The organism is Acinetobacter sp. XH1741 (genome assembly GCF_041021895.1).
Classification (GTDB): Bacteria; Pseudomonadota; Gammaproteobacteria; order Pseudomonadales; family Moraxellaceae; genus Acinetobacter.
Genome location: NZ_CP157428.1, coordinates 3,154,180 through 3,175,093, shown reverse-complemented (window position 1 = coordinate 3,175,093; position 20,914 = coordinate 3,154,180). Strand labels below are relative to the sequence as shown.

The window sequence follows — 20,914 nt, the reverse complement described above, 5'->3', positions numbered from 1 at the left end:
ATGCGGAATAAATAACACATAAAAAGGATATTTTATGAAACGGTCAAAAATTGCTTTAGCTATAACATTATCAGTTTCAGCATTATTTCTTACAGCATGTAATGATAACAATGACGATTACACTGGCATAGATTCAAATAAAACCTTTTTGTCTGAAAGTAATTACGCTATTGATCAAGTTGATAATGCTTCATCGATTAAAGTAATGACTTATAATATGACAAATGTTCAAGGAAAAACAGCCACTGCTACCGCTATGGTATTGTTTCCAAAAGCAACACAACCTAAAGATGGTTATCGGGTGGTTGTGTGGGAACATGGAACTGTTGGCGTGGGTGACGGTTGTGCACCAAGTAAAAATACAATTAATCCACGATTTAAAATTTTAGCTGAAAGTTTGTTAGCTGCAGGTTATGTGATTGTGGCACCAGATTATGAGGGTTTAGGTACACCAGGAGTGCATCCGTACTTAAACTTATCAAGTGAAGCAAAATCTGCACTAGCGGCAGTCAAAGCAGCAAAGGACCATTATGGTAACCAATTAAAAGGTGATTGGATGTCAATTGGCCAGTCACAAGGTGGCCATGCATCATTGGGCACTGCTGAATTTGCCAATTCGGATGTAAGTTATAAAGGTGCTGTAGCAGGGGCACCGGCATCTAGCTTAGGTACAATCATTCAAATTTATATTGATCCACAATTAAATCTTGATGCAAATGGAAAACCTAAACAAGTCAATAAACTCGATGAGAACTTATTGCAAGTACGTTATGCAGTGGCCAATAATTTGATAACGGCAGCTCAAGGGCAAGCAATGATTGATCAAATCGCGGATGGTTATGCCGAATTGCTAGCATACGCTGCCTTTGCAAGTGCAGGGATCAAAGCACAGCAACCAAACTATGATATGAAGTCAATCTTTACAGCAGGAGCGGCTGACATTGCAGAATTGGCTTATGGCCGTACCGGAGATGATGGAGCATGCTTAAGTTATCCAGCACCTGATACTGCAAATGGCTTACAAGAGAAATTTAAAGCGGGAATTTTAGCGTTTTTGGCAGATCCTACACATCAAATTGCACAATACGGTATTGATCTTAATAAATTCAAGACAGATCAAGTCGTTCAAAGCTTCTTAACAGCGACTCAGCCTGCAACGAATGCTACAGCTGAGAAAGTTATTAAAGCCCCTGTATTTATTATTCAAGGTGAAAAAGATCAGGCAGTATTGCCTGTAGTAACGCAAGCCTTATTCGCAAATATGAAAGCGAATGCTTTGAAGTTTTTCCCTCAAGCAGCCTACGATAAGGGTTATAACCTAACAATTGTACCGAATGCGACTCACACGCAAGCAATCGTATGTCAAAATGCAAATGCTGTAGATTTTATTCAAACGAATATGTCAGCAGGGACAGGTATTGTACTAACTGATGCACAGAAAGATGCTAGCCAAAGTCCTCACTGTACAGGTAAATTCTAGGCTTTATTTACCTAACTAGAAGTTATCTTAAGAAAAGAGCCTCTTTATAGTGGCTCTTTTTTGTTATAGTGTTACATATCTTAAAATTAATAATGTTTGAGTTTAAAACACTTATGAGTCAGCAACCTGTTGAAAAAAAATCTGTTCCTTGGTTATTAATGGGATTAGGTTTACTGATTCCCTTTTTGATTATTGGAATAGTGTTCTTTGCTGCAAAGAGTGATGCTAAGAATAAAAAGCTATATGAGCAGCAACGTTTAGAAATGGAAAAAAGAATAGCGGAAAAAGAAGCTGCAAAGCGTGAAGTTCAATAAATAACGCCTTTAGTGAATATCTCTTTGTAGCTGACGTACACTTGGGATGTTTGTATAACGTCTTACGATATAACCTGCTTCTGTAAGCATTTGATCACGAATACGGTCTTCTTCTGCTTTCTCAAGATGCGAAGGGTCATCAAGTTCAATAATTGCAATCACTTCCATTTTGTCATCGAGTAACACAAAATCGGTGACTTTACGGTTGAATTGGCTACGGATTTTATAATCATTGCTGGTAATTAATGCGCTAAAAGCCACTTGAGCCAAAACATGGTAACTTGGGAAACTCTGCTTTAAACGTATAAACATTTGAGTTTCAAAGTTAGTAATAACAGGGCGAGCAAAGAATTTTTGTTTTGGAAATAAATAGGGGCGTAAACAAACAACAAGAAAAATGCAGGTGCTTAAGCAACCTAAAATAATAAAAAACAAGTGACTCGATTCGAACATGTGACAACATCATACAAATAAAAACCCACTCGTAATGAGTGGGTTTTTAAGAATCTTGGCTCTCCCACCTGGGCTCGAACCAGGGACCTGCGGATTAACAGTCCGTCGCTCTACCGACTGAGCTATGGGAGAATCTGGAAAAGGATTTTAGGCAGGAAAGGGGGATAGGTCAAGCATTTATAAAAGAATTAAAGAGAATATCTAACTGTTTGGCTTAAAAATACTCGAAACCTTGATTTTATTCAAAATAATAGAAAAATATGGAATAACCAGAAAAGAAAAAACCCACTTATAAGAAGTGGGCTTTTAGAATCTTGGCTCTCCCACCTGGGCTCGAACCAGGGACCTGCGGATTAACAGTCCGTCGCTCTACCGACTGAGCTATGGGAGATTAGTAGATGGCTCTCCAACCTGGGCTCGAACCAGGGACCTGCGGATTAACAGTCCGTCGCTCTACCGACTGAGCTATTGGAGAATCTGATGCGCATTTTATGGATGAAATCTAAAAGCGTCAATAAGAATATTAAAGAAAATGAATCGTTTGCTTGATTAATATGCTTTTGTTGTACTAAAAATAAAAAAACCACCCTAAAAAGGGTGGTTTTTCATAAAGAAATAAAATTATTTCTCTACACCAGCAGGTTGGCCTGCAAGTTTTGCATTTGCGTAGTCCCAGTTCACAAGGCTTTCTAAGAAAGTTGAGATGTATTTAGGACGTAAGTTACGGAAATCGATGTAGTAAGCATGTTCCCATACGTCAATTGTTAATACTGCAATTTGACCGTGTGCAAGTGGGGTGTCTGCATTTGAAGTTTTAGTAATAGAAAGTTTACCGTTTACTTCATCAGCAACTAACCAAGCCCAACCTGAACCGAATTGAGTTGTTGCAGCAGCAGCAAATTCTTCTGCAAATTTCTCGTAGCTACCAAAAGCTTCGTCAATTTTAGCAGCGATTGCGCCAGTAGGTTTACCACCACCGTTTGGCTTCATGCTGTTCCAGTAGAAAGTATGGTTCCAAACTTGAGCAGCGTTATTGAAAATACCAGCTTTAGACGCATCACCAGCAGTTGCTTTAATGATTTCTTCTAAAGTTTTACCTTCAAGGTCAGTACCTTTAATTAAGTTGTTTAAGTTAACAACATAGGTATTGTGGTGTTTGTCGTGATGGTATTCTAAAGTTTCTTTACTAATATGTGGCGCTAAATCATCATAGCCATATGGAAGTGCAGGTAAAGTAATGGTTGTCATGTTCCTATTCCTTGCATTTGCTGGGTTATACAATTAAGTGGCTCTATTGTAAATGATTCTGTTAACAATAGGGCATCGTTTTAAAGAACTATACACAATAAAGATCTAATTAATACGCATAACACAGATTGAAAAAAAGACTTAATTAAATCGGATTATTCAATTCAAAATATTCACTTTCAACAGAGAACTGTTTTGAAATTGCTTGTGCCAAACGTTGAACGCCATAACGTTCGGTTGCATGATGGCCACAGGCAAAATAATGAACACCTAATTCTTTTGCTTCATAAAAATTTCGCTCACTGACTTCGCCTGAAATATAAGCATCGCAATTTTGCAAAGCAGCTTTAGCTATATAGTCTTGAGCGCCACCAGTACAGAAGCCTACTTTTTGAATGCTTTGTTTTTCAGCTGGTAAGTGAATCACGTTAAAATCAAAGCTATCTTGTAATTTTGCTTTAAATTCATCTACAGAAATTGCTTGCTCTAAATAGCCAATATTACCAATAGGATGTTTTTCAGTTAAATCGAGTGGTTCTAAATTTTGTAAGTTAAGTTTTTCTGCAATGGCTACATTGTTACCCAAACTTGGATGTGCATCTAAAGGTAGATGATAAGCGACTAATGAAATATTATTTTGAATAAGTTTTTTAATCCGGTTACCTCGCATTCCCGTAATTGGATAAGGTTCGCCTTTCCAAAAATAACCATGATGTACGAGTAATAGATCGGCATTGTGAGCAATAGCTGCATCAATTGCATCTTCAGAGGCCGTAACAGCGCAGAGAATACGTTTTACTTCAGTTGAACCTTCAATTTGCAGGCCATTTGGTGCGTAATCTTTAAATTCTGCTGCTTTTAAGGTTTGGTCGCACCACTGAATAATTTCATGCAAATTCGCCATGATATTTCCTGAATTGAGTAGTAAATAATTGCTAAAGCTATAGAAACATATTTTGTTGTGTAACTAAAGCTAGACAAATCTTTTTTGACTTTTTTATGTATATCGACATATTTAATTTAAAATGCTTAACTGAAAACTCTTTTTGTTCAATATATTAATTTAATTAAAAACTTCTTTGCGTAGAGGATATGAACGTGCGCCGCACCTTTACATGGTTACCTTGGGTGTTACTTATTATTGTAATTGCCAGTTTTATTGCATGGCAAAAATACCATCAGCCGAAACCAACTGTTGCAGTTGATGGGGTGCCAATGCCTGCTGAGAAAGTTGAACCGCTAGTTGATACGTCACGAACGGGCGGGGTAGTCTCTTATAGTGCTGCGGTAAAAGTTGCAGCGCCAGCAGTTGTGAATATTTTTACGACCCAGAAAGTTAAACAAAATCATCCTTTATTAAGTGATCCAGTATTCCGTGAATTTTTTGGAAATCAGGTTCCAGAGCAACAGCAACAAAATGAAAATAGTTTAGGTTCTGGGGTTATTGTACGTGCTGATGGTTATATCCTGACCAACAACCATGTGATTGCTCAAGCTGACCAGATCGTAGTTGCATTGCATGATGGACGCCGAGCCGTAGCAACAATTGTCGGTACAGACCCAGATACAGATTTGGCAGTTATTAAAATTGATTTAGATAAATTGCCAGTATTGCCATTTAAACTCAGTGGTAATGAAGTGGGTGATGTTGTTTTAGCAATTGGTAACCCATTTGGAGTGGGCCAAACGGTTACTCAGGGGATTGTTTCTGCAACAGGCCGTTCAGATTTGGGTATTAATACCTATGAAGACTTTATTCAAACTGATGCTGCCATTAATCCTGGAAACTCAGGTGGTGCATTAATTGATGTCGCTGGTAACTTGATTGGTGTGAATACGGCTATTTTCTCGCAATCTGGCGGTTCATTAGGTATTGGCTTTGCAATTCCTGCTAAGGTTTGTCAGCAAGTATTAAACTCAATTTTAAAAGATGGCCGTGTTGTTCGTGGTTGGTTAGGTATTAGTTTACTTCCACCTACACAAGACGATGTATTGGCACCAAAACCACCAGTGGGTGTTGTGGTTGCTGATGTTCTAAAAAGTGGCCCAGCAGCTTCAGCAGGCATTAAAGTGGGCGATAAAATTGTTCAGGTGAATAATGAACCGATTACTTCGGCATCTCATTTGATTAATTATGTTGCTTTGCAAGCGCCGAATAGCGAAATTAATGTATTGGTTGAACGAGATGGTAAACAACAAAACTTCGTTGTGACTGTTGGGGAGCGAAAAGCACAAAATACCCAATCCCAGTATATCCCGCTTCCTAAACGTTAAAAAAACTTTATGAAAAAAGCCTCGTGATGAGGCTTTTTTTTATGGCTACTGATTAAGAGTGACTAAAATCTTGATGTTGATTTTTAAACTCGGCTAAAGCTTCGATTCGATATTGAATGAGCATTTCACCAATTTCAGCGCCTTTAATATTTTCAGGTAGATCTTGAACTTTAATTGAGCGAACAATTTGCATTGCTTCACGCATAAATTGAGCTTGAGGATATGGGCGATCTTCTAACCCTAATCTTCCTCTTGCATCACACTCGCATGCTTGTACAAATGCTTCCACTCGTTCGGGGCGGCGTAAAACGTCTAAACGTTGTAATAGACGCCATAAAGTGCCCGGTTTCAATGACATAATTTGGTGACATTTTAAATGTTCTTTACACACCGATAATGCCAATTGTTTTGTCTGAGTTGGAACTTTTAAACGCTCACATAGTTGGGTAACGGGTTTAATCCCGCGCTCTTCATGCATGATATGACGAGGAAGTTCATCGGCTGGTGTAAGTGCTTTACCCAGATCATGAACTAAAACTGCAAAACGGACATCAAGTGAATAGTTCGATTTACATGCTTGTTGTAATGACATAAGGGTATGGACGCCACAATCCACCTCCGGATGATATTCGGGACGTTGAGGTACGCCAAACAAAGCATCAATCTCAGGGAACAGATGTTTTAAAGCACCACAATCACGTAGAGTTTGGAAATAAATATCGGCATGATGTTCCATTAAAGCGCGAGAGGTTTCTTTCCAGACGCGTTCTGGGGTAAGGGCATCTAGCTCACCTGACTCCGCCATGGTTTGCATAAGTTGCAAAGTTTCAGGGGCGATATGAAAACCGTAAGGAAAATATCGAGCTGCAAAACGAGCAACGCGTAACACCCGTAAAGGGTCTTCAGCAAAAGCTTCTGAAACATGGCGTAGAACTTTATTTTCTAAGTCAGTTTGCCCGCCATATGGATCATATATTTTGCCGTCTTGATCCATTGCGATTGCATTAATGGTTAAGTCACGACGAATTAAATCGTCTTCTAAACTTACAGTTGTATCAGTAAAGAATTGAAAACCGTGATATCCCTGACCAGACTTTCGTTCGGTACGTGCAAGTGCATATTCTTCTTTGGTTTTAGGATGAAGAAACACAGGAAAATCTTTGCCTACAGGTTGGAAACCTTGGGCGAGCATGTGTTCTGGCGTTGCGCCAACCACAACATAGTCTTTTTCTTGATAGGGATGCCCAAGTAAATAATCTCGAACGGCACCGCCTACTAAATACACTTGCATGAAAAAACCTCTATTCTTCAAGCAATCATGCTACAGAATAGAGGTTTTCTCAAGTCATTAGAAACGCTTTTCGTAAAAAGCAGTTTCTAAATTAATTTTCTTGTTGTTGAATTTCAGCAACAGTTAAAGCAGTCATATTGATCAGACGGCGAGTCGTCGCTGTAGGTGTCAAAATATGAACTGGTTTAGCAGCACCTAGCAAAATTGGACCAATAGTAACGTTGTTACCAGAGGTTGCTTTTAACAGGTTAAATGAGATATTTGCTGAATCGAGGTTCGGCATAATAAGCAAGTTTGCAGAACCTTTGAAACGTGAACCTGGGAAGGCAAATTGACGAATGCTTTCGTCTAATGCTGCATCACCATGCATTTCACCTTCAACTTCAAGCTCTGGCGCTTGTTCAGATAAAATACGATAAACTTCACGCATTTTTTGAGCGCTTGAATCAGTCTGGTCGCTACCGAAGCTTGAGTGAGATAGTAATGCAACACGTGGTGTAATACCAAAACGACGTACTTCTTCGGCTGCTAAAATTGTCATTTCAGCAAGTTGTTCAGCAGTAGGGTTGGTGTTTACATAGGTATCGGCAATAAACAAGTTACGATCTTCAAGCATTAATGCATTTAATGTGAAGAAGTTGTTCATACCTTCTTTAAGACCAATCACGTTGCGTACAAAGTCAAGGTGAATGTTATAGCTACTATAAGTACCACATAACATACCATCTGCTTTGCCAAACTTAACAAGAAGCGCAGCAATAAGCGTTGAACGACGGCGAGCTTCACGTTGAGCATATTCAACAGTAATGCCTTTGCGTTGCATTGTTTGATAGTAGTCTTTCCAAAACTCTTCATACATCGGGTTTTGTTCTTGATCTACGATCTCGATATTTACGCCATGTTGTAAACGTAAACCTAATTTTTTGATGTTTGCTTCAATGACTGCTGTACGACCAACTAAGATTGGTTTTGCTAAATCTTCATCAACTGCAATTTGTACAGCACGTAATACGCGTTCATCTTCACCTTCAGCGTAAGCAATACGTTTAGGATCTGTTTTTGCTTGAGCAAAGATTGGTTTCATCAAGAATGCTGAGTTATAGACAAACTCAGAAAGTTTTTGACGGTATGCAGAGAAATCTTCGATAGGACGAGTTGCAACACCTGAGTCCATTGCAGCTTTAGCAACAGCAGGCGCGATTTCTAAAATCAAACGTTGATCAAGTGGGCGTGGAATTAAGTAATCACGACCAAATGAAGCAGATTTTTCGCCATAAGTAGCGGCATCAGCTTCTACATGAGCCATACGTGCAATTGCGTGTACACATGCAATTTTCATATCTTCGTTAATTGTAGTTGCACCTACATCAAGTGCACCACGGAAGATATAAGGGAAACATAAAGCATTGTTTACTTGGTTTGGATAGTCTGAACGACCAGTTGCCATGATGACATCAGGGCGTACTTCATGTGCGTGTTCAGGCAGGATTTCTGGGTCTGGGTTTGCTAATGCAAAGATAATTGGATTTTCAGCCATTTGTTTCACCATATCTTTGGTGAGAATACCAGCAGCTGAAAGACCCAAGAACATATCAGCACCAGCCATTACTTCATGTAACTGAGTCGCTTTAATGTCTTGTACATAACGTTTTTTAGATTCATCTAAGCCTTCACGTGAAGTCGTGAGTAGACCGCGAGAGTCGGCAACAACAATATTTTGTTTATTTACGCCTAGAGCGCAAAGTAAATCTAAACAAGAAAGGGCAGCAGCACCTGCACCAGAAGCAACGATTTTGATTTCGTCAATTTTCTTGTTCACAAGTTGTAGAGCATTTAATAATGCTGAACCTACAATAATACTTGTACCGTGTTGGTCATCATGGAACACAGGAATTTTCATGCGTTCACGAAGTTTTTTCTCGATATAGAAACATTCTGGCGCTTTGATATCTTCAAGGTTAATACCGCCAAAAGTTGGCTCTAATGAAGCAACAATATCAACGATTTTATCTGGATCGTTTTCAGCAATTTCAATATCAAATACATCAACACCAGCGAACTTTTTGAACAGAACGCCTTTACCTTCCATTACTGGTTTAGAAGCTAATGGACCGATATTACCTAAACCAAGAACAGCAGTACCGTTACTTACAACAGCAACTAAGTTACCACGTGCAGTATATTTTGCAGCAGCTGAAGGATCACGTTCAATCTCTAAACATGGAGCAGCAACCCCTGGTGAATAAGCTAGAGCTAAATCTCGTTGGTTGACGAGTTGCTTACTAGGCGTGACGCTGATTTTCCCTGGATTTGGATATTCGTGGTAATTTAAAGCGGCCTGTTTTAAAGATTGATCGTCCATCTGAGTCTCTATTTGATACAAAAAAGCAAACTAGTCAAATCACTCATTTAGGGGGTGGCAACTCAGCTCTTTTACTACGCTTTAATTTTTACCAATTAAGAGAATAGTAGACGAATTGCCAATAGCCCCGTAGTGAGCTAAATGCTAAAGAATATAACACTACTTCTTTATTTCTCACAGTCAAAAACGCTCATTTTTGGAAAAACCAGTACATGTAAAATAAACAGTTAAAACAATTATGAAATATACGTATTTGATTGTAGATATTGAATAATCTGGTTTGGATGAAGTGGACGGCTAAAGAAATAGCCTTGTAAAAAATCACATTGCTGCTTTTGAAGATAAATAACCTGTTCCTCAGTTTCCACACCTTCAGCAACGAGTTTTAGCCCCATACTTTTACCCATCGCAATCATAGCGTTCACAATGGCCTCTTGTTTTTGATCGCCAATTTTTGAAATAAAGGCCCGATCAATTTTCAAGACATCGATTGGATATTCTGTTAGGTAAGCTAAAGATGAATAGCCTGTACCAAAGTCATCAAGAGCAATGGAAATATTCCGCTCTTTAATTGAATGTAATAATTTTTTGACGTTATCAGTATTGTCTAATAAAGCGGATTCAGTGATTTCTAGTTCTAAATTTGAGCCATCAAGTTGATATTTCTCTAAAACTTCAACTAAATCACTGAGTAAAAGCCCCCGATGAATTTGCTGGGCAACAATATTTACAGAAACTTGGATATCTGAATAACCTGCATTTTTCCATTCTTGTAATTGTTTTCCAACCTTATCTAAAACCACCTTGCCAATATCGGAAATAAGGCTACTACGTTCAGCAAAAGGAATAAACATATTGGGCATAACCAAACCTTTTTCAGGATGTTGCCACCGAATTAATGCCTCAAAGCCTTGAACCAATTGATCATTTAAATTAATTTTTGGTTGGTAATACACTACAAACTCATCATTTTGAATCGCCTTACGTAACTCTTGTTCTAAATCTGCGGTTTTATAAGGATGGGTTATTTTATTACGATAGTAGCAAATAGTATTACCGCCTAAACGTTTAGCTTCCGATAAAGCTTGTTCTGCATGGTTATTGAGATGGTCAATTTGTCGACCATGCTCAGGGAAACAAGCAACCCCAATAGAGGCAGTAATGAAATATTCCTGTTCATCGATATAAAACGGTGCATTTAATGCTTGTAATATGTTTTGGCAATATTGCTCAATATTAGGATGAATAGGAGAGATTTCATAAATAATTGCAAAATCATCACTATTTAAGTAAGCCACTAAAATGGCATTAATATTGGTGAGTCGCAGACGCTGCGCAAATTGTTTTAGCAGTTCATCGCCACTATCGTTATTTAGAAATTCATTAAATGCTCTAAAGCGATCAATATTAATACGTATTAAGGCAAGATTTTTAAAACTATATGAGGGATTAACTAAATACTGATGTAGTTGATTGTAATAGTAAAAACGGTTAGGAAGATGTGTCAGACTATCATAATTTTTTAAATATGATAAATGTTGTTCTTGTCGCTTTTGTTCGGTTAAATCGCGTGCAAATCCAATATAATTAATGACTTGATTGTGTTCATCTTTAACAGCATTAATATGCAACCATAAATAGACACTTTTACCCGATACAAACTTTTCATCAAATTGGCCCATGTATTCGCCAGTTTTAAGCAGTTGCTGTGTAATCGAGTCATGAAATTGCTGTTGTTGTAGTTTTTGATTGATCGTGATGTCGAATAGCTGTTGATCTAATAGTTCAGACTTGGAAAAGCCAGTTAACTTTTCATAATAGGGATTAACATCAATATAATTAAATTTATCATTTAGAATGAAAATTCCTTCTGCTGCCTGCTCAAGTACAATAGCGCACAGTCTCAAATGTTCTTGATCTTTTTTTTCTTGATGAATATCTCTGGTCATCCCGACCATGCGTAAAGCTTTATTGGTTTTAGGATCACGGCTAATAACACGCCCTACATCATGAATCCAACGCCAAGAACCGTTACGCCGTAAAATACGGAAGGTGACATTGAAATGATCAGATTTCCCTTCAATATGTTCTGTTAGGCGCTCATCAAATAATTTACGGTCATTCGGATGAATGCGCTCTAAAATTGTGTTGAGGTGCAAAGAAGTATTTTGAGTCTGTTTTTGTTGGTCAAAAAACGTAATTTCTAATTTTTGTTTTTCAATATCCCAATCCCACGGACGAATACCAGCGGTTTCATGAGCAAATGCTAAATTATGATGATGACTTTCTAGCCGCTCATTCATTTTCGTTAGATCATAGGTTCTTTCTCGTACTTTCTGCTCGAGCAAGTGGTTATTAAACTGAAGCTGCGCTTCAATATCTTTAGATTTATTTACTTCTTGTTGAAGTTGTACGCATAGCTCTTCAGCCCATTGCGTATGTTGTTCTGCGACTTGTACAAGTTGTTTATTTTTAAATAATAATTGAGAAATTTTTTGATAGTTGCGTTGGGTTGCATAAGCACAAAATAAAGTGGCTACAAAGGCTAAGTTATAGGCAAAGTAAAAAGGAAGTTGCGTGATTTGAGAATGGGTAAATTGACTAATAATGAGTGGAAGGGTACTTGGAATAAACAACAAATAAAAATATCGGGGTTGTTGAGTTAAAAAGGTAAGGCCAATAATGTGTGCTGAAGTAATAAATAATGCAATGAGGATATGAACATCAGAGACAGATATTAATGTAGCTGGAAGCGAGAAATGAAGAACAGTTATATTGATTCCCATTAAAATTCCAGATAGCAAACAAATCCCTTGCAGTGTTAAATCTGTTTTTTTTATGAAATTAATATCACGGTACTGTGTTAAAAGTTTTGGAACAAATAATAGGCAGGTAAAAATTAAAACAGTAAAGCCAATTGACCAAATAAAATTTGTAATGTAAGAAGTAAAGTAACAAGAGAAAATAATGGCTGAAATCAGACAAAGTAATATTAGGCTAAGTAAATACCAGCGTATATATTGAATTGAAAGCCGGAGCTGTTCAATTTTTGTTTGATGCTGTAAATATTCTTCCTGAAGGCCAGACATAAGATTTTTCTATCCTATTTTTTTACATTTATACAGAAAGAATCTGATTTATCAGTGGAAAAAAATTTAAATTAATACTCATACACTAAAAGTAAGTTAACTTTAATTGTTGATTTAATCAATGTTCAATTAGTTTATGCAGATAAAAACCGATAATTTAAAATAGATAATGCCACAACAGGAGCGGTTTCGGTGCGTAATACACGGTCTCCAATACACCAATTGATAAATCCAGCTTGATTGGCTTGAGTAATTTCATTTTCACTTAAACCACCTTCTGGGCCAATTAACAGTGCAAGTTCAGGTTGTATACCTGCTAACACATCTGTTTGTTCTTTTTCAGGCGCTAAAACAAATTTAGATGCTGGCAGTTCAGAAGAGCTTAGCCATTCACCCAGAGAAATAGGTGCTAATACTTCTGGGACTAAGTTCAGTCCACATTGTTCACAGGCTGCAATTGCAACAGCTTGCCAATGCTCTAATTTTTTTTGATCTCGATCATATTTTAAACGCATTTCACAGCGTTCACTTGTTAAAAGCTGAATCTTACTTACTCCAAGTTCGGTGGCTTTTTGAATGGCATAGTCCATACGGTCGCCTTTACTCATAACCTGACCAAGTACAGCTTTAAATGGGGCATTACGGTTATTAGAATTAAAATTCTCAATAGTGACAAATGCATTTTTTTTATTAATTTCTGTGAGCGTAGCGACATATTCACCACCTTGACCATTAAATAAGGTCGCTTGCTCTTGTAACTGTGCGCGTAAAACACGTACCCAATGATGAAATACTGATTCAGTCAGTTGAATTGTTGAGCCAACTGTAAGTTCAGTTTCGATAAAAAAACGATTCATTGGGTACGCCTTACAAAAATTAATTTAAACCAAGGTCAACAACAAGTTGACGAGTTGGTTCGATTTGATTCATCGAGTAGAAGTGTAAGCTTGGTGCACCACCTGCAATCAGGCGCTCACATAGCTTAACCACAACTTCATGACCAAAAGCTTTAATACTTTCACTGTCATCGCCATAGGCTTGTAATTGCTTACGAATCCAGCGAGGAATTTCGGCACCCGTACCGTCTGCAAAGCGAATCAAGTTGCTTGCATTGGTAATTGGCATAATGCCAGGAGCCACCGGAATGTTAATTCCAGCTTTTTCTAAACGCTCTATAAAATAAAAGTATGAGTCCGGATTGAAGAAGAATTGAGTAATTCCTGCATTGGCACCAGCTTGTACTTTTTCAATAAAACGTTGGATATCTGAATCAAGATTTTCAGCTTGAGGGTGCATTTCTGGATAAGCTGCAACTTCAATATGAAAATGATTACCTGAGTGCTCACGAATAAAACGTACTAGATCTTGTGCGTAAGGAAGCTCCCCAAGTCCAACTTGACCAGAAGGCAAATCACCGCGTAAAGCAACAATACGGTTAATCCCTTGAGCTTTGTATAAGTCCAATAACTCAGCAATACGCGCTTTATCATCACCAATACAAGAAAGGTGAGGTGCAACTGGCGTACCTTTACCATTGAAATCTTCAATAGCAGCAAGAGTACGTTCGCGAGTAGAACCACCAGCCCCATAAGTAATCGAGAAAAACTCAGGGTTTAGCAGTTGTAATTCTTGGTGAACAATACGGAGTTTTTCAGCACCGGCATCAGTTTTTGGTGGGAAAAACTCAAAAGAAATAGGTGTACGTTTAGTCATGTCAAATCCTTGTAAACAGCGAAACAATTTTTAGAAAAAAGGGCAGTCCGTTCATCGTCTGCCCTTAAATCCTTAGTACTTGTAAGCGTCAGACTTGAATGGTCCCTCAACAGCAACGCCTAAATAGTCGGCTTGCTCTTGAGTTAACTGAGTAAGTACACCACCGAAACCTGCAACCATTGCGGCAGCAACTTCTTCGTCAAGTTTCTTAGGAAGAACTTCTACACGAATTTTTGCAGCTTTTTCATTTGCAGGAAGGTCAGCAAATTTCTCTTGGAATAAGTGAATTTGACCTAAAACTTGGTTAGCAAAAGAACCATCCATTACGCGTGATGGGTGACCAGTTGCATTGCCTAAGTTTACAAGGCGACCTTCAGAAAGAAGGATAAGGTAGTTGTTTTCGTCTTCAGAACGATAAACTTGGTGAACTTGTGGTTTAACTTCAACCCACTTGTAACCGCGTAAGTAAGCAGTGTCGATTTCTGTGTCGAAGTGACCGATGTTACATACAACTGCACCAGCTTTTAAGCTATCTAACATTGCTGCATCACATACGTGGTAGTTACCAGTTGTAGTTACCACAAGGTCAGTATTGCCTAGTAAGTCTTGGTTAATATCTTCTTTTTTACCTGTTTGTACGCCGTTTTTGTATGGAGATACAACTTCATAGCCGTCCATACATGCTTGCATTGCACAAATTGGGTCAACTTCTGTTACACGAACGATCATGCCTTCTTGACGTAAAGATTGAGCAGAACCTTTACCCACGTCACCATAACCCACTACAAGTGCACGGCGGCCAGACAAAAGCATATCAGTTGCACGTTTGATTGCATCATTTAATGAGTGACGGCAACCATATTTGTTGTCGTTTTTAGACTTAGTAACAGAGTCGTTTACGTTAATTGCAGGAACTTTCAAAGAACCGTCTTTCCACATTTCGATAAGACGTTGAACACCTGTTGTTGTTTCTTCTGTAATACCGTGAATGCGTTCTAAAAGAGCAGGGTATTTGTCATGAACAAGAGCAGTTAAGTCACCGCCATCGTCCAAGATCATGTTGGCATCCCAAGGTTGGCCATTTACATTGATCTGTTGTTCAAGGCACCATACATATTCTTCTTCGGTTTCGCCTTTCCAAGCAAAAACAGGAATACCGCGAGCAGCAATTGCAGCAGCAGCATGGTCTTGAGTTGAGAAAATGTTACATGATGTCCAGCGTACTTCAGCACCTAATTCAACAAGCGTTTCAATAAGAACCGCTGTTTGAATGGTCATGTGAATACAACCAAGAATTTTTGCACCAGCAAGTGGTTTAGATGCTGCATAGCGCTTACGTAAGCCAATCAAAGCTGGCATTTCTGCTTCAGCAAGTTTGATTTCTTTACGACCGTAGTCAGCAAGAGAGATGTCAGCAACTTTGTAATCTGTAAATGAAGCATTAACCGCGTTCATCAGGATCTCCTAGGAAAAAATAGTATTGATCATTCTGTTCGCGGATGCCGTTGTTGGTTAAAACGAGCGTTTAACCGATCGTCGAGCCTGGCAAATTGATCTTTAGTGCCGATCATTTGTCGCAGCATCCCTCGACTAGGGAAACATTGTACTTGGAAAAGCTTTTAGTGCCAATCCAGTTTTGTTTATTATCTGCGTAATTACGTCTTTAGATTTAAATTATGGGCTTAAATATTCCCGAATCATTGGCAAATCTCGAAGCAAATAGTGGTATTTTTGCGGTTTGGATGGTGCTAAAGCATTATGGGCTGCAAATTGATATTGCTGAGTTGATTAAAGTTTGCCGATATGAAGAAGGTGGAACCTATACCATTGCTTTAGCGGTTGCTTTAAAAAAGTTTGGTTTTGAGGTGTCATTTCATTCAGATGAAGACCCTAATATTAGCGCAAGTGAACGAATGAGCTATAAAGAAGCAAAAGTTGTAAAAATACCAACTGGACCAGCGCTGAGTTATCAGGATATTCAAGCCAATATTCAAAATGAAAAAATGGTAATCGTGTACTACGACACTTTAGATGGGGTTGGCAATCAGTCGCTTGTTTATTCTATAGACTCAAATGAAATTTGTTTTTTTGATAGTTTTGACCCGATGTCCAAAGCAGTATTTGAAAACCAGCGTAAAGCAGATGGAGTTTGTCGTCAGGCTATTTTGATTGGTGACCGTAATTTAAATATTCAATCTACTAAATTCAATTAAGCTTAAGTTGAGCCAGTAAAGTTCTGGCTCACATTAATATTATTTTTGTTGGTATTCTTGAATCACTTCTAAAGCGGCACGAAAAGCTTCTTGTGTAGCAGGTGCGCCACAATAGGGTAGGCTGTGCAATAGTGTTTCTTGGATTTCTTCAACTGTGCAGCCATTGTTTAACGCACCGCGAACATGGCCTTTAAGTTCTGTTGGTGATTTGAGCGCGGTTAACATTGCCAAAGTAATTAATGAACGATATTTACGTGGTAACACATCTTCACGTTGCCAAGTCGATCCCCATGCATGTTCATTAATCCAGTCTTGTAAGGGCTGGGTAAAAGGGACGGTATTTTCTTGGGCACGTTTTACAAAAGCTTCTCCCATCACTTCTGTGCGTACTTTTAATCCATTTTCGTAATCTTGCTTAGACATTAATTTCTCCTAAAAATAAAAGCGTCGAGTGACGCTTTTATGGCTGTTTATTAATTAATGCGAATCAAAAATGATTGCAATAGTGAATTGGTGGAGGCATCAGTCACTAAAGTTGATGAGGATTTGACAAAGGTAGGTCCTTATTTAACTTTTCATCAAAGACATCGGTAAGCATGCTATCGAATCGGATTGCGTTATATTGCAATAATTGTTGAGCTTCACTTTCAGAAATGAACCCTTCTTTTATCGCTTGTGCAATATTCTCTTCAAAAGTAAGTCCCGTGAATTTTCCTTTGGATTCAGCTTTCTTAAACTTATCCCAAAGTGGCTCAATTGTTCTTAACACTTGGAATGCATGTTCTAGACGACCAGTGACATCATGAGGTGCGGTTGAATAGTACACGTGATGTTTAAGTTGTTCTCTAAATGGATGCTCTTCCATCATAAGTTCAGCCACTTGTTGTTTTAACTCATCGTCGGGTTTTGCAATTACACGACCTAGCGGGAAACATATCCATTTTACAAATGCTGCTGGGAATTTGGCCGGGAAGTTTTCAAATAATCCCCAAAAAGCTTCCTGAATATTCAAGAAAGCTTTTTGTATTGCTAATTTTGCATGTAGTTGTTCTGCTTCGGTTTTTTGGCCAGCTTCATAAAACTTTAAAATCGCAGTAGAAATAAATAAGTTTGCATGTATATCAGCTAAACGCCCTGACAGCATTTCTTTGCGCTTTAGATCTCCGGCGAGTAAACCTAGTGACATATCCGAAACAAGCGCGAAGTTAGCACTAAAACGGTTAATAGTTTTATAGTAACGACTCGTAAATTGATCTGCTGACTGAGGCGCATCGCCTGAACCACCTGTCCAACCATAAGCAAATGCTTTTGCTCCGCGGTTAAAGGTATACGCTAAATGTTTAAATAACAAATCATCGAATTGTTGAACGGCATTGGCTTTGTCGTCTGATTGAAGTAATTGCAGCTCTTCAAAAAGATAAGGGTGACAGCGCATCGAACCTTGACCAAAAATCATGAGTGAGCGAGTTAAAATATTTGCACCTTCAACTGTAATTGCAATAGGAATCGCTTGATAGGTGAGTGCAAGAAAGTTGCGTGGCCCAAGTTGAATACCACGTCCACCAGCAATATCCATTCCGTGATTGACGACTTTACGCATCGTTTCCGTAGCATAATATTTTGCCATTGCAGTCATTACGGCAGGGGTCCCACCTTGATTTAATCCGCACGTGACTAAATAACGAAAGGCTTCGAGCATATAGGCATCACTTGCAATTTCACTACTTGCTTCTTGTACGCCTTCAAATTTACCGACAGAAATATTGAACTGTTGACGAATTTTTGCAAAAGCACCTACGGTTAAATAGCTCATTTCACCTGCTGCTGTAGCTAATGCTGGAAGTGAAATACCACGACCAACACCTAAACATTCCATGAGCATGCGCCAGCCTTTACCAGCATTTTTTTGTCCACCAATAATCCAGTCAATTGGAATGAAAACATCTTCGCCTTCTACTGTTCCGTTCATGAAAGGAGAACCGGGATAATGACGTGCTCCTATTTTTACTCCTGCATGACTTGCAGGAATTAAGGCGCAGGTAATACCGTACTCAGTTTTACTTTTATCTCCGAGTAGACCATCTGGGTCATAAAGTTTAAATGCTAGACCGACAACGGTGGCAATTGGCGCAAGCGTAATCCAGCGTTTAGAGAAATTCATGCGTAAGCCAAGGACTTGAGCACCCTCATATTCACCGTAACAAACCACGCCTGAATCTGGAATTGCACCAGCATCTGAACCTGCTTCTGGGCTAGTGAGACCAAAACATGGAATCTCTTCACCTTTGGCAAGGCCAGGTAGATATTGCTGCTTTTGAGCATCGGTACCGTAGTGCATGAGTAGTTCACCCGGTCCTAATGAGTTAGGAACCATACAACTCACCGCAGTAGTGAGTGAACGCGAAGCAATCTTGCTCATAATGCGACTTTGGGCAAATGAACTAAACTCTTTACCACCAAATGATTTTGGAATAATGAGTCCTAAAAAACCTTTATCTTTAATAAATTGCCAAACTTCAGGAGGAAGATCTTTTAATTGATGATGAATTTCCCATTCGTTGAGCATGCTACATAGCACTTCGACTTCATTATCAATAAAACTTTGTTCTTCTTGTGAAAGTGTGGGATAGGGATATTTTTCAAATTGAGACCAATCTGGTGCACCCATGAATAATTCTTTTTCCCACCAGCTTGTTCCTGCTTCTAAGGCTTCTTGTTCAGTCGTACTGATACTTGGCATTGAGTTTGCCAAAGTTTTATATGCAGGTTTGGTTATTAAGTTAAACCGCAAAGGTTTGAACAAAATAATGATGCTAAGCGCGATAAGGGGAATTCCTAACAGCAATGACCATGGCGTGAGAAAAATTGCAGTCACTACAGCTACAGCAATCGTGATAACACTGCCAATGATTCTGTTGAGGTTAAAAAAGAAAATTGCCCATATTGCAACAAGCTGAATGACAATACTTAAAACAAAGAGTAGGAAAATCATACTTGCTCCTTGCTAGATAAGCCCTCAAGTTAAAGAAGTTACAAAATGCGAGGAGAGATTTAAGGCTTAACTAGCTAATTTTTAATGCTGTTTAAATTTAATTTTTTATGTCGCAATTGATGTATGTGCTAGAGCAGGGATATATCGTACTTTTAGGTATAAAATATTTTTGAATGAAAGTGTAATGGCTTGTTTTATCGATTTGTCAAGAAATGTTATTGATTTTCTTGTATAAATAAAAAAGCCCTCACGAGCTGAGGGCTTTTAAATATCGATTAAGCTTTAAGCTTCGATGGTTTGCACTGTAATTTTTTTAGCAGGATCTACCTTACGGCGTACTTCTGGTACAGGCTCACCGTGATATTGGCGGTCAGCAAAGTAACTTGAACGAACCATTGGTGCAGACCAGATATTTCTAAAGCCAAGTTTACGTCCATGCTCAGCATAACGTTCAAACTCTTCTGGTGTTACAAAGCGGTCAATTGGCGCGTGTTGTTTAGAAGGCTGTAAATATTGACCGATAGTGACATAGTCAACATCGTGCGCACGTAAGTCATCAAGCAAAGCAATAACTTCTTCTTCTGTTTCACCAATACCCACCATCAAACCACATTTTGTTGGAATGTCAGGGCAATATTCTTTAAACATTTTCAATAAGTTTAAAGAGTGTTGATAGTCTGAACCTGGACGCATTGCTTTATATAGGCGAGGCACAGTCTCAATATTGTGGTTAAATACGTCTGGTGGACATTCGGTCATAATGCGTAAAGCAATATCCATGCGTCCACGGAAGTCTGGAACCAAAATCTCAAGCAATGTAGTTGGACTAAGTGCACGTGCTTCTTTAATACAGTCCACAAAGTGTTGTGCACCGCCGTCAAGTAAGTCATCGCGGTCAACCGACGTAATAACTGCATACTTGAGCTTAAGATTAGCAATTGTCTCTGCCATGTGACGAGGTTCATCAGCATCTAGTGCATTTGGACGACCATGTGCTACATCACAGAAAGGACAACGACGTGTACAAATATCGCCCATAATCATGAATGTTGCTGTACCGCCACCAAAACATTCTGGTAGGTTAGGACAAGCTGCTTCTTCACAAACGGTATGGAGTTTTTGAGCACGTAAAGTCGTTTTAATACGCTGAACTTCTTCTGGTGCCGTCATCTTGACACGAATCCAGTCAGGTTTACGCGGCACTTCAACCGTAGGTACAACTTTTACAGGAATTCTTGCGACTTTTTCTGCGCCACGAAGTTTTACACCCTGTTCAGGTTTACGGTGTTCTGACATATTTAACTTTTCCACTCGTTTATAGAGACATTGACATTGTATTATAGCGAACTTCTGCAGTTAATAGCGGAAAATAACTATTCATATAATAAATGTGGCTATTCAGAAATATAGGGTTGAGAAATACATAAAATCACCGCATATTAGCCATAATTTATTATAAAATATGGTCATTCAAGTGAGGAAGGA

Annotated in this window: 16 protein-coding genes and 3 tRNA genes; 4 read left to right on the top strand and 15 right to left on the bottom strand. The window is 38.6% G+C overall.

Going from position 1 to position 20,914, the window contains the following annotated elements; translation table 11 throughout:
- Positions 1-34: 34 nt before the first annotated feature.
- Both ABLB96_RS15375 and ABLB96_RS15370 read left to right on the top strand, forming a co-directional pair.
- Positions 35-1,480, top strand: coding sequence for a lipase family protein (locus ABLB96_RS15375; RefSeq protein ID WP_348895328.1), 1,446 nt, complete (start codon positions 35-37; stop codon positions 1,478-1,480).
- A 113-nt stretch (positions 1,481-1,593) separates the two neighbouring features.
- Positions 1,594-1,794 (top strand): hypothetical protein, encoded by a 201-nt coding sequence (locus ABLB96_RS15370; RefSeq protein ID WP_348895327.1) that lies wholly within the window; start codon positions 1,594-1,596, stop codon positions 1,792-1,794.
- 9 nt (positions 1,795-1,803) lie between these two features.
- Here the strand turns inward: ABLB96_RS15370 and ABLB96_RS15365 are convergent, their stop codons facing one another.
- The 6 genes from ABLB96_RS15365 to ABLB96_RS15340 form a co-directional block, all read right to left on the bottom strand.
- Entirely contained in the window at positions 1,804-2,247 is a 444-nt protein-coding gene (locus tag ABLB96_RS15365; protein WP_348895326.1) for a DUF2726 domain-containing protein, read from the bottom strand.
- 56 nt (positions 2,248-2,303) lie between these two features.
- Positions 2,304-2,379 (bottom strand) — tRNA-Asn (locus ABLB96_RS15360).
- Between the two features lie 183 nt (positions 2,380-2,562).
- Positions 2,563-2,638, bottom strand: a tRNA-Asn gene (locus tag ABLB96_RS15355).
- Between the two features lie 8 nt (positions 2,639-2,646).
- Positions 2,647-2,722, bottom strand: a tRNA-Asn gene (locus ABLB96_RS15350).
- Between the two features lie 146 nt (positions 2,723-2,868).
- The gene (locus ABLB96_RS15345; protein WP_004700390.1) at positions 2,869-3,495 is read right to left on the bottom strand and encodes a superoxide dismutase; all 627 of its coding nucleotides are present in this window, start codon (positions 3,493-3,495) and stop codon (positions 2,869-2,871) included.
- Between the two features lie 145 nt (positions 3,496-3,640).
- Positions 3,641-4,399 (bottom strand): Nif3-like dinuclear metal center hexameric protein, encoded by a 759-nt coding sequence (locus tag ABLB96_RS15340; RefSeq protein ID WP_348895325.1) that lies wholly within the window; start codon positions 4,397-4,399, stop codon positions 3,641-3,643.
- A 194-nt stretch (positions 4,400-4,593) separates the two neighbouring features.
- Between ABLB96_RS15340 and ABLB96_RS15335 the strand changes: the two genes are divergently transcribed.
- On the top strand, positions 4,594-5,769 hold the full coding sequence (locus tag ABLB96_RS15335; RefSeq protein WP_348895324.1) for a trypsin-like peptidase domain-containing protein: 1,176 nt from the start codon (positions 4,594-4,596) through the stop codon (positions 5,767-5,769).
- 52 nt (positions 5,770-5,821) lie between these two features.
- Here the strand turns inward: ABLB96_RS15335 and ABLB96_RS15330 are convergent, their stop codons facing one another.
- The 6 genes from ABLB96_RS15330 to ahcY form a co-directional block, all read right to left on the bottom strand.
- Positions 5,822-7,060: a multifunctional CCA addition/repair protein gene (locus ABLB96_RS15330; protein WP_348895323.1), complete on the bottom strand. Its 1,239-nt coding sequence runs from the start codon at positions 7,058-7,060 to the stop codon at positions 5,822-5,824.
- 91 nt (positions 7,061-7,151) lie between these two features.
- Positions 7,152-9,422 carry an NADP-dependent malic enzyme gene (locus tag ABLB96_RS15325; RefSeq protein ID WP_348895322.1) on the bottom strand — a complete coding sequence of 757 codons (2,271 nt, stop codon included), beginning with the start codon at positions 9,420-9,422 and terminating at the stop codon, positions 7,152-7,154.
- A gap of 236 nt (positions 9,423-9,658) precedes the next feature.
- The gene (locus ABLB96_RS15320) at positions 9,659-12,511 is read right to left on the bottom strand and encodes an EAL domain-containing protein (RefSeq protein WP_348895321.1); all 2,853 of its coding nucleotides are present in this window, start codon (positions 12,509-12,511) and stop codon (positions 9,659-9,661) included.
- Positions 12,512-12,645: 134 nt separating this feature from the next.
- Positions 12,646-13,368 carry a 16S rRNA (uracil(1498)-N(3))-methyltransferase gene (locus ABLB96_RS15315; RefSeq protein ID WP_348895320.1) on the bottom strand — a complete coding sequence of 241 codons (723 nt, stop codon included), beginning with the start codon at positions 13,366-13,368 and terminating at the stop codon, positions 12,646-12,648.
- A 19-nt stretch (positions 13,369-13,387) separates the two neighbouring features.
- Positions 13,388-14,224: a methylenetetrahydrofolate reductase [NAD(P)H] gene (gene metF / locus ABLB96_RS15310; RefSeq protein WP_348895319.1), complete on the bottom strand. Its 837-nt coding sequence runs from the start codon at positions 14,222-14,224 to the stop codon at positions 13,388-13,390.
- A 72-nt stretch (positions 14,225-14,296) separates the two neighbouring features.
- Positions 14,297-15,679 carry an adenosylhomocysteinase gene (gene ahcY, locus ABLB96_RS15305; RefSeq protein WP_348895318.1) on the bottom strand — a complete coding sequence of 461 codons (1,383 nt, stop codon included), beginning with the start codon at positions 15,677-15,679 and terminating at the stop codon, positions 14,297-14,299.
- A 221-nt stretch (positions 15,680-15,900) separates the two neighbouring features.
- On the opposite strand from ahcY, the gene ABLB96_RS15300 reads away from it, so the two are divergent.
- Positions 15,901-16,437, top strand: a complete 537-nt coding sequence (locus ABLB96_RS15300; RefSeq protein ID WP_348895317.1) for a cysteine peptidase family C39 domain-containing protein — start codon at positions 15,901-15,903, stop codon at positions 16,435-16,437.
- Positions 16,438-16,476: 39 nt separating this feature from the next.
- Here ABLB96_RS15300 and ABLB96_RS15295 read toward each other — a convergent pair whose 3' ends face one another.
- The 3 genes from ABLB96_RS15295 to lipA all read right to left on the bottom strand — a co-directional run bounded on the left by ABLB96_RS15295 (position 16,477) and on the right by lipA (position 20,725).
- Positions 16,477-16,860 (bottom strand): carboxymuconolactone decarboxylase family protein, encoded by a 384-nt coding sequence (locus ABLB96_RS15295; protein WP_348895316.1) that lies wholly within the window; start codon positions 16,858-16,860, stop codon positions 16,477-16,479.
- Positions 16,861-16,966: 106 nt separating this feature from the next.
- A complete protein-coding gene (locus ABLB96_RS15290) occupies positions 16,967-19,429 on the bottom strand; it encodes an acyl-CoA dehydrogenase (RefSeq protein ID WP_348895315.1) in 2,463 nt (820 codons plus the stop codon).
- A gap of 282 nt (positions 19,430-19,711) precedes the next feature.
- The gene (gene lipA, locus ABLB96_RS15285) at positions 19,712-20,725 is read right to left on the bottom strand and encodes a lipoyl synthase (RefSeq protein WP_309454090.1); all 1,014 of its coding nucleotides are present in this window, start codon (positions 20,723-20,725) and stop codon (positions 19,712-19,714) included.
- Positions 20,726-20,914: the final 189 nt, after the last annotated feature.

Bases quoted from the DNA above. Each gene is read 5' to 3' on its own strand.
- ABLB96_RS15345 (WP_004700390.1), bottom strand. From the start codon at position 3,495: ATGACAACCATTACTTTACCTGCACTTCCATATGGCTATGATGATTTA.
- ABLB96_RS15365 (WP_348895326.1), bottom strand. From the start codon at position 2,247: ATGTTCGAATCGAGTCACTTGTTTTTTATTATTTTAGGTTGCTTAAGC.
- ABLB96_RS15295 (WP_348895316.1), bottom strand. From the start codon at position 16,860: ATGTCTAAGCAAGATTACGAAAATGGATTAAAAGTACGCACAGAAGTG.
- metF (WP_348895319.1), bottom strand. From the start codon at position 14,224: ATGACTAAACGTACACCTATTTCTTTTGAGTTTTTCCCACCAAAAACT.
- ABLB96_RS15370 (WP_348895327.1), top strand. From the start codon at position 1,594: ATGAGTCAGCAACCTGTTGAAAAAAAATCTGTTCCTTGGTTATTAATG.
- ABLB96_RS15290 (WP_348895315.1), bottom strand. From the start codon at position 19,429: ATGATTTTCCTACTCTTTGTTTTAAGTATTGTCATTCAGCTTGTTGCA.
- ABLB96_RS15320 (WP_348895321.1), bottom strand. From the start codon at position 12,511: ATGTCTGGCCTTCAGGAAGAATATTTACAGCATCAAACAAAAATTGAA.
- lipA (WP_309454090.1), bottom strand. From the start codon at position 20,725: ATGTCAGAACACCGTAAACCTGAACAGGGTGTAAAACTTCGTGGCGCA.
- ABLB96_RS15330 (WP_348895323.1), bottom strand. From the start codon at position 7,060: ATGCAAGTGTATTTAGTAGGCGGTGCCGTTCGAGATTATTTACTTGGG.
- ahcY (WP_348895318.1), bottom strand. From the start codon at position 15,679: ATGAACGCGGTTAATGCTTCATTTACAGATTACAAAGTTGCTGACATC.
- ABLB96_RS15340 (WP_348895325.1), bottom strand. From the start codon at position 4,399: ATGGCGAATTTGCATGAAATTATTCAGTGGTGCGACCAAACCTTAAAA.
- ABLB96_RS15325 (WP_348895322.1), bottom strand. From the start codon at position 9,422: ATGGACGATCAATCTTTAAAACAGGCCGCTTTAAATTACCACGAATAT.
- ABLB96_RS15375 (WP_348895328.1), top strand. From the start codon at position 35: ATGAAACGGTCAAAAATTGCTTTAGCTATAACATTATCAGTTTCAGCA.
- ABLB96_RS15300 (WP_348895317.1), top strand. From the start codon at position 15,901: ATGGGCTTAAATATTCCCGAATCATTGGCAAATCTCGAAGCAAATAGT.
- ABLB96_RS15315 (WP_348895320.1), bottom strand. From the start codon at position 13,368: ATGAATCGTTTTTTTATCGAAACTGAACTTACAGTTGGCTCAACAATT.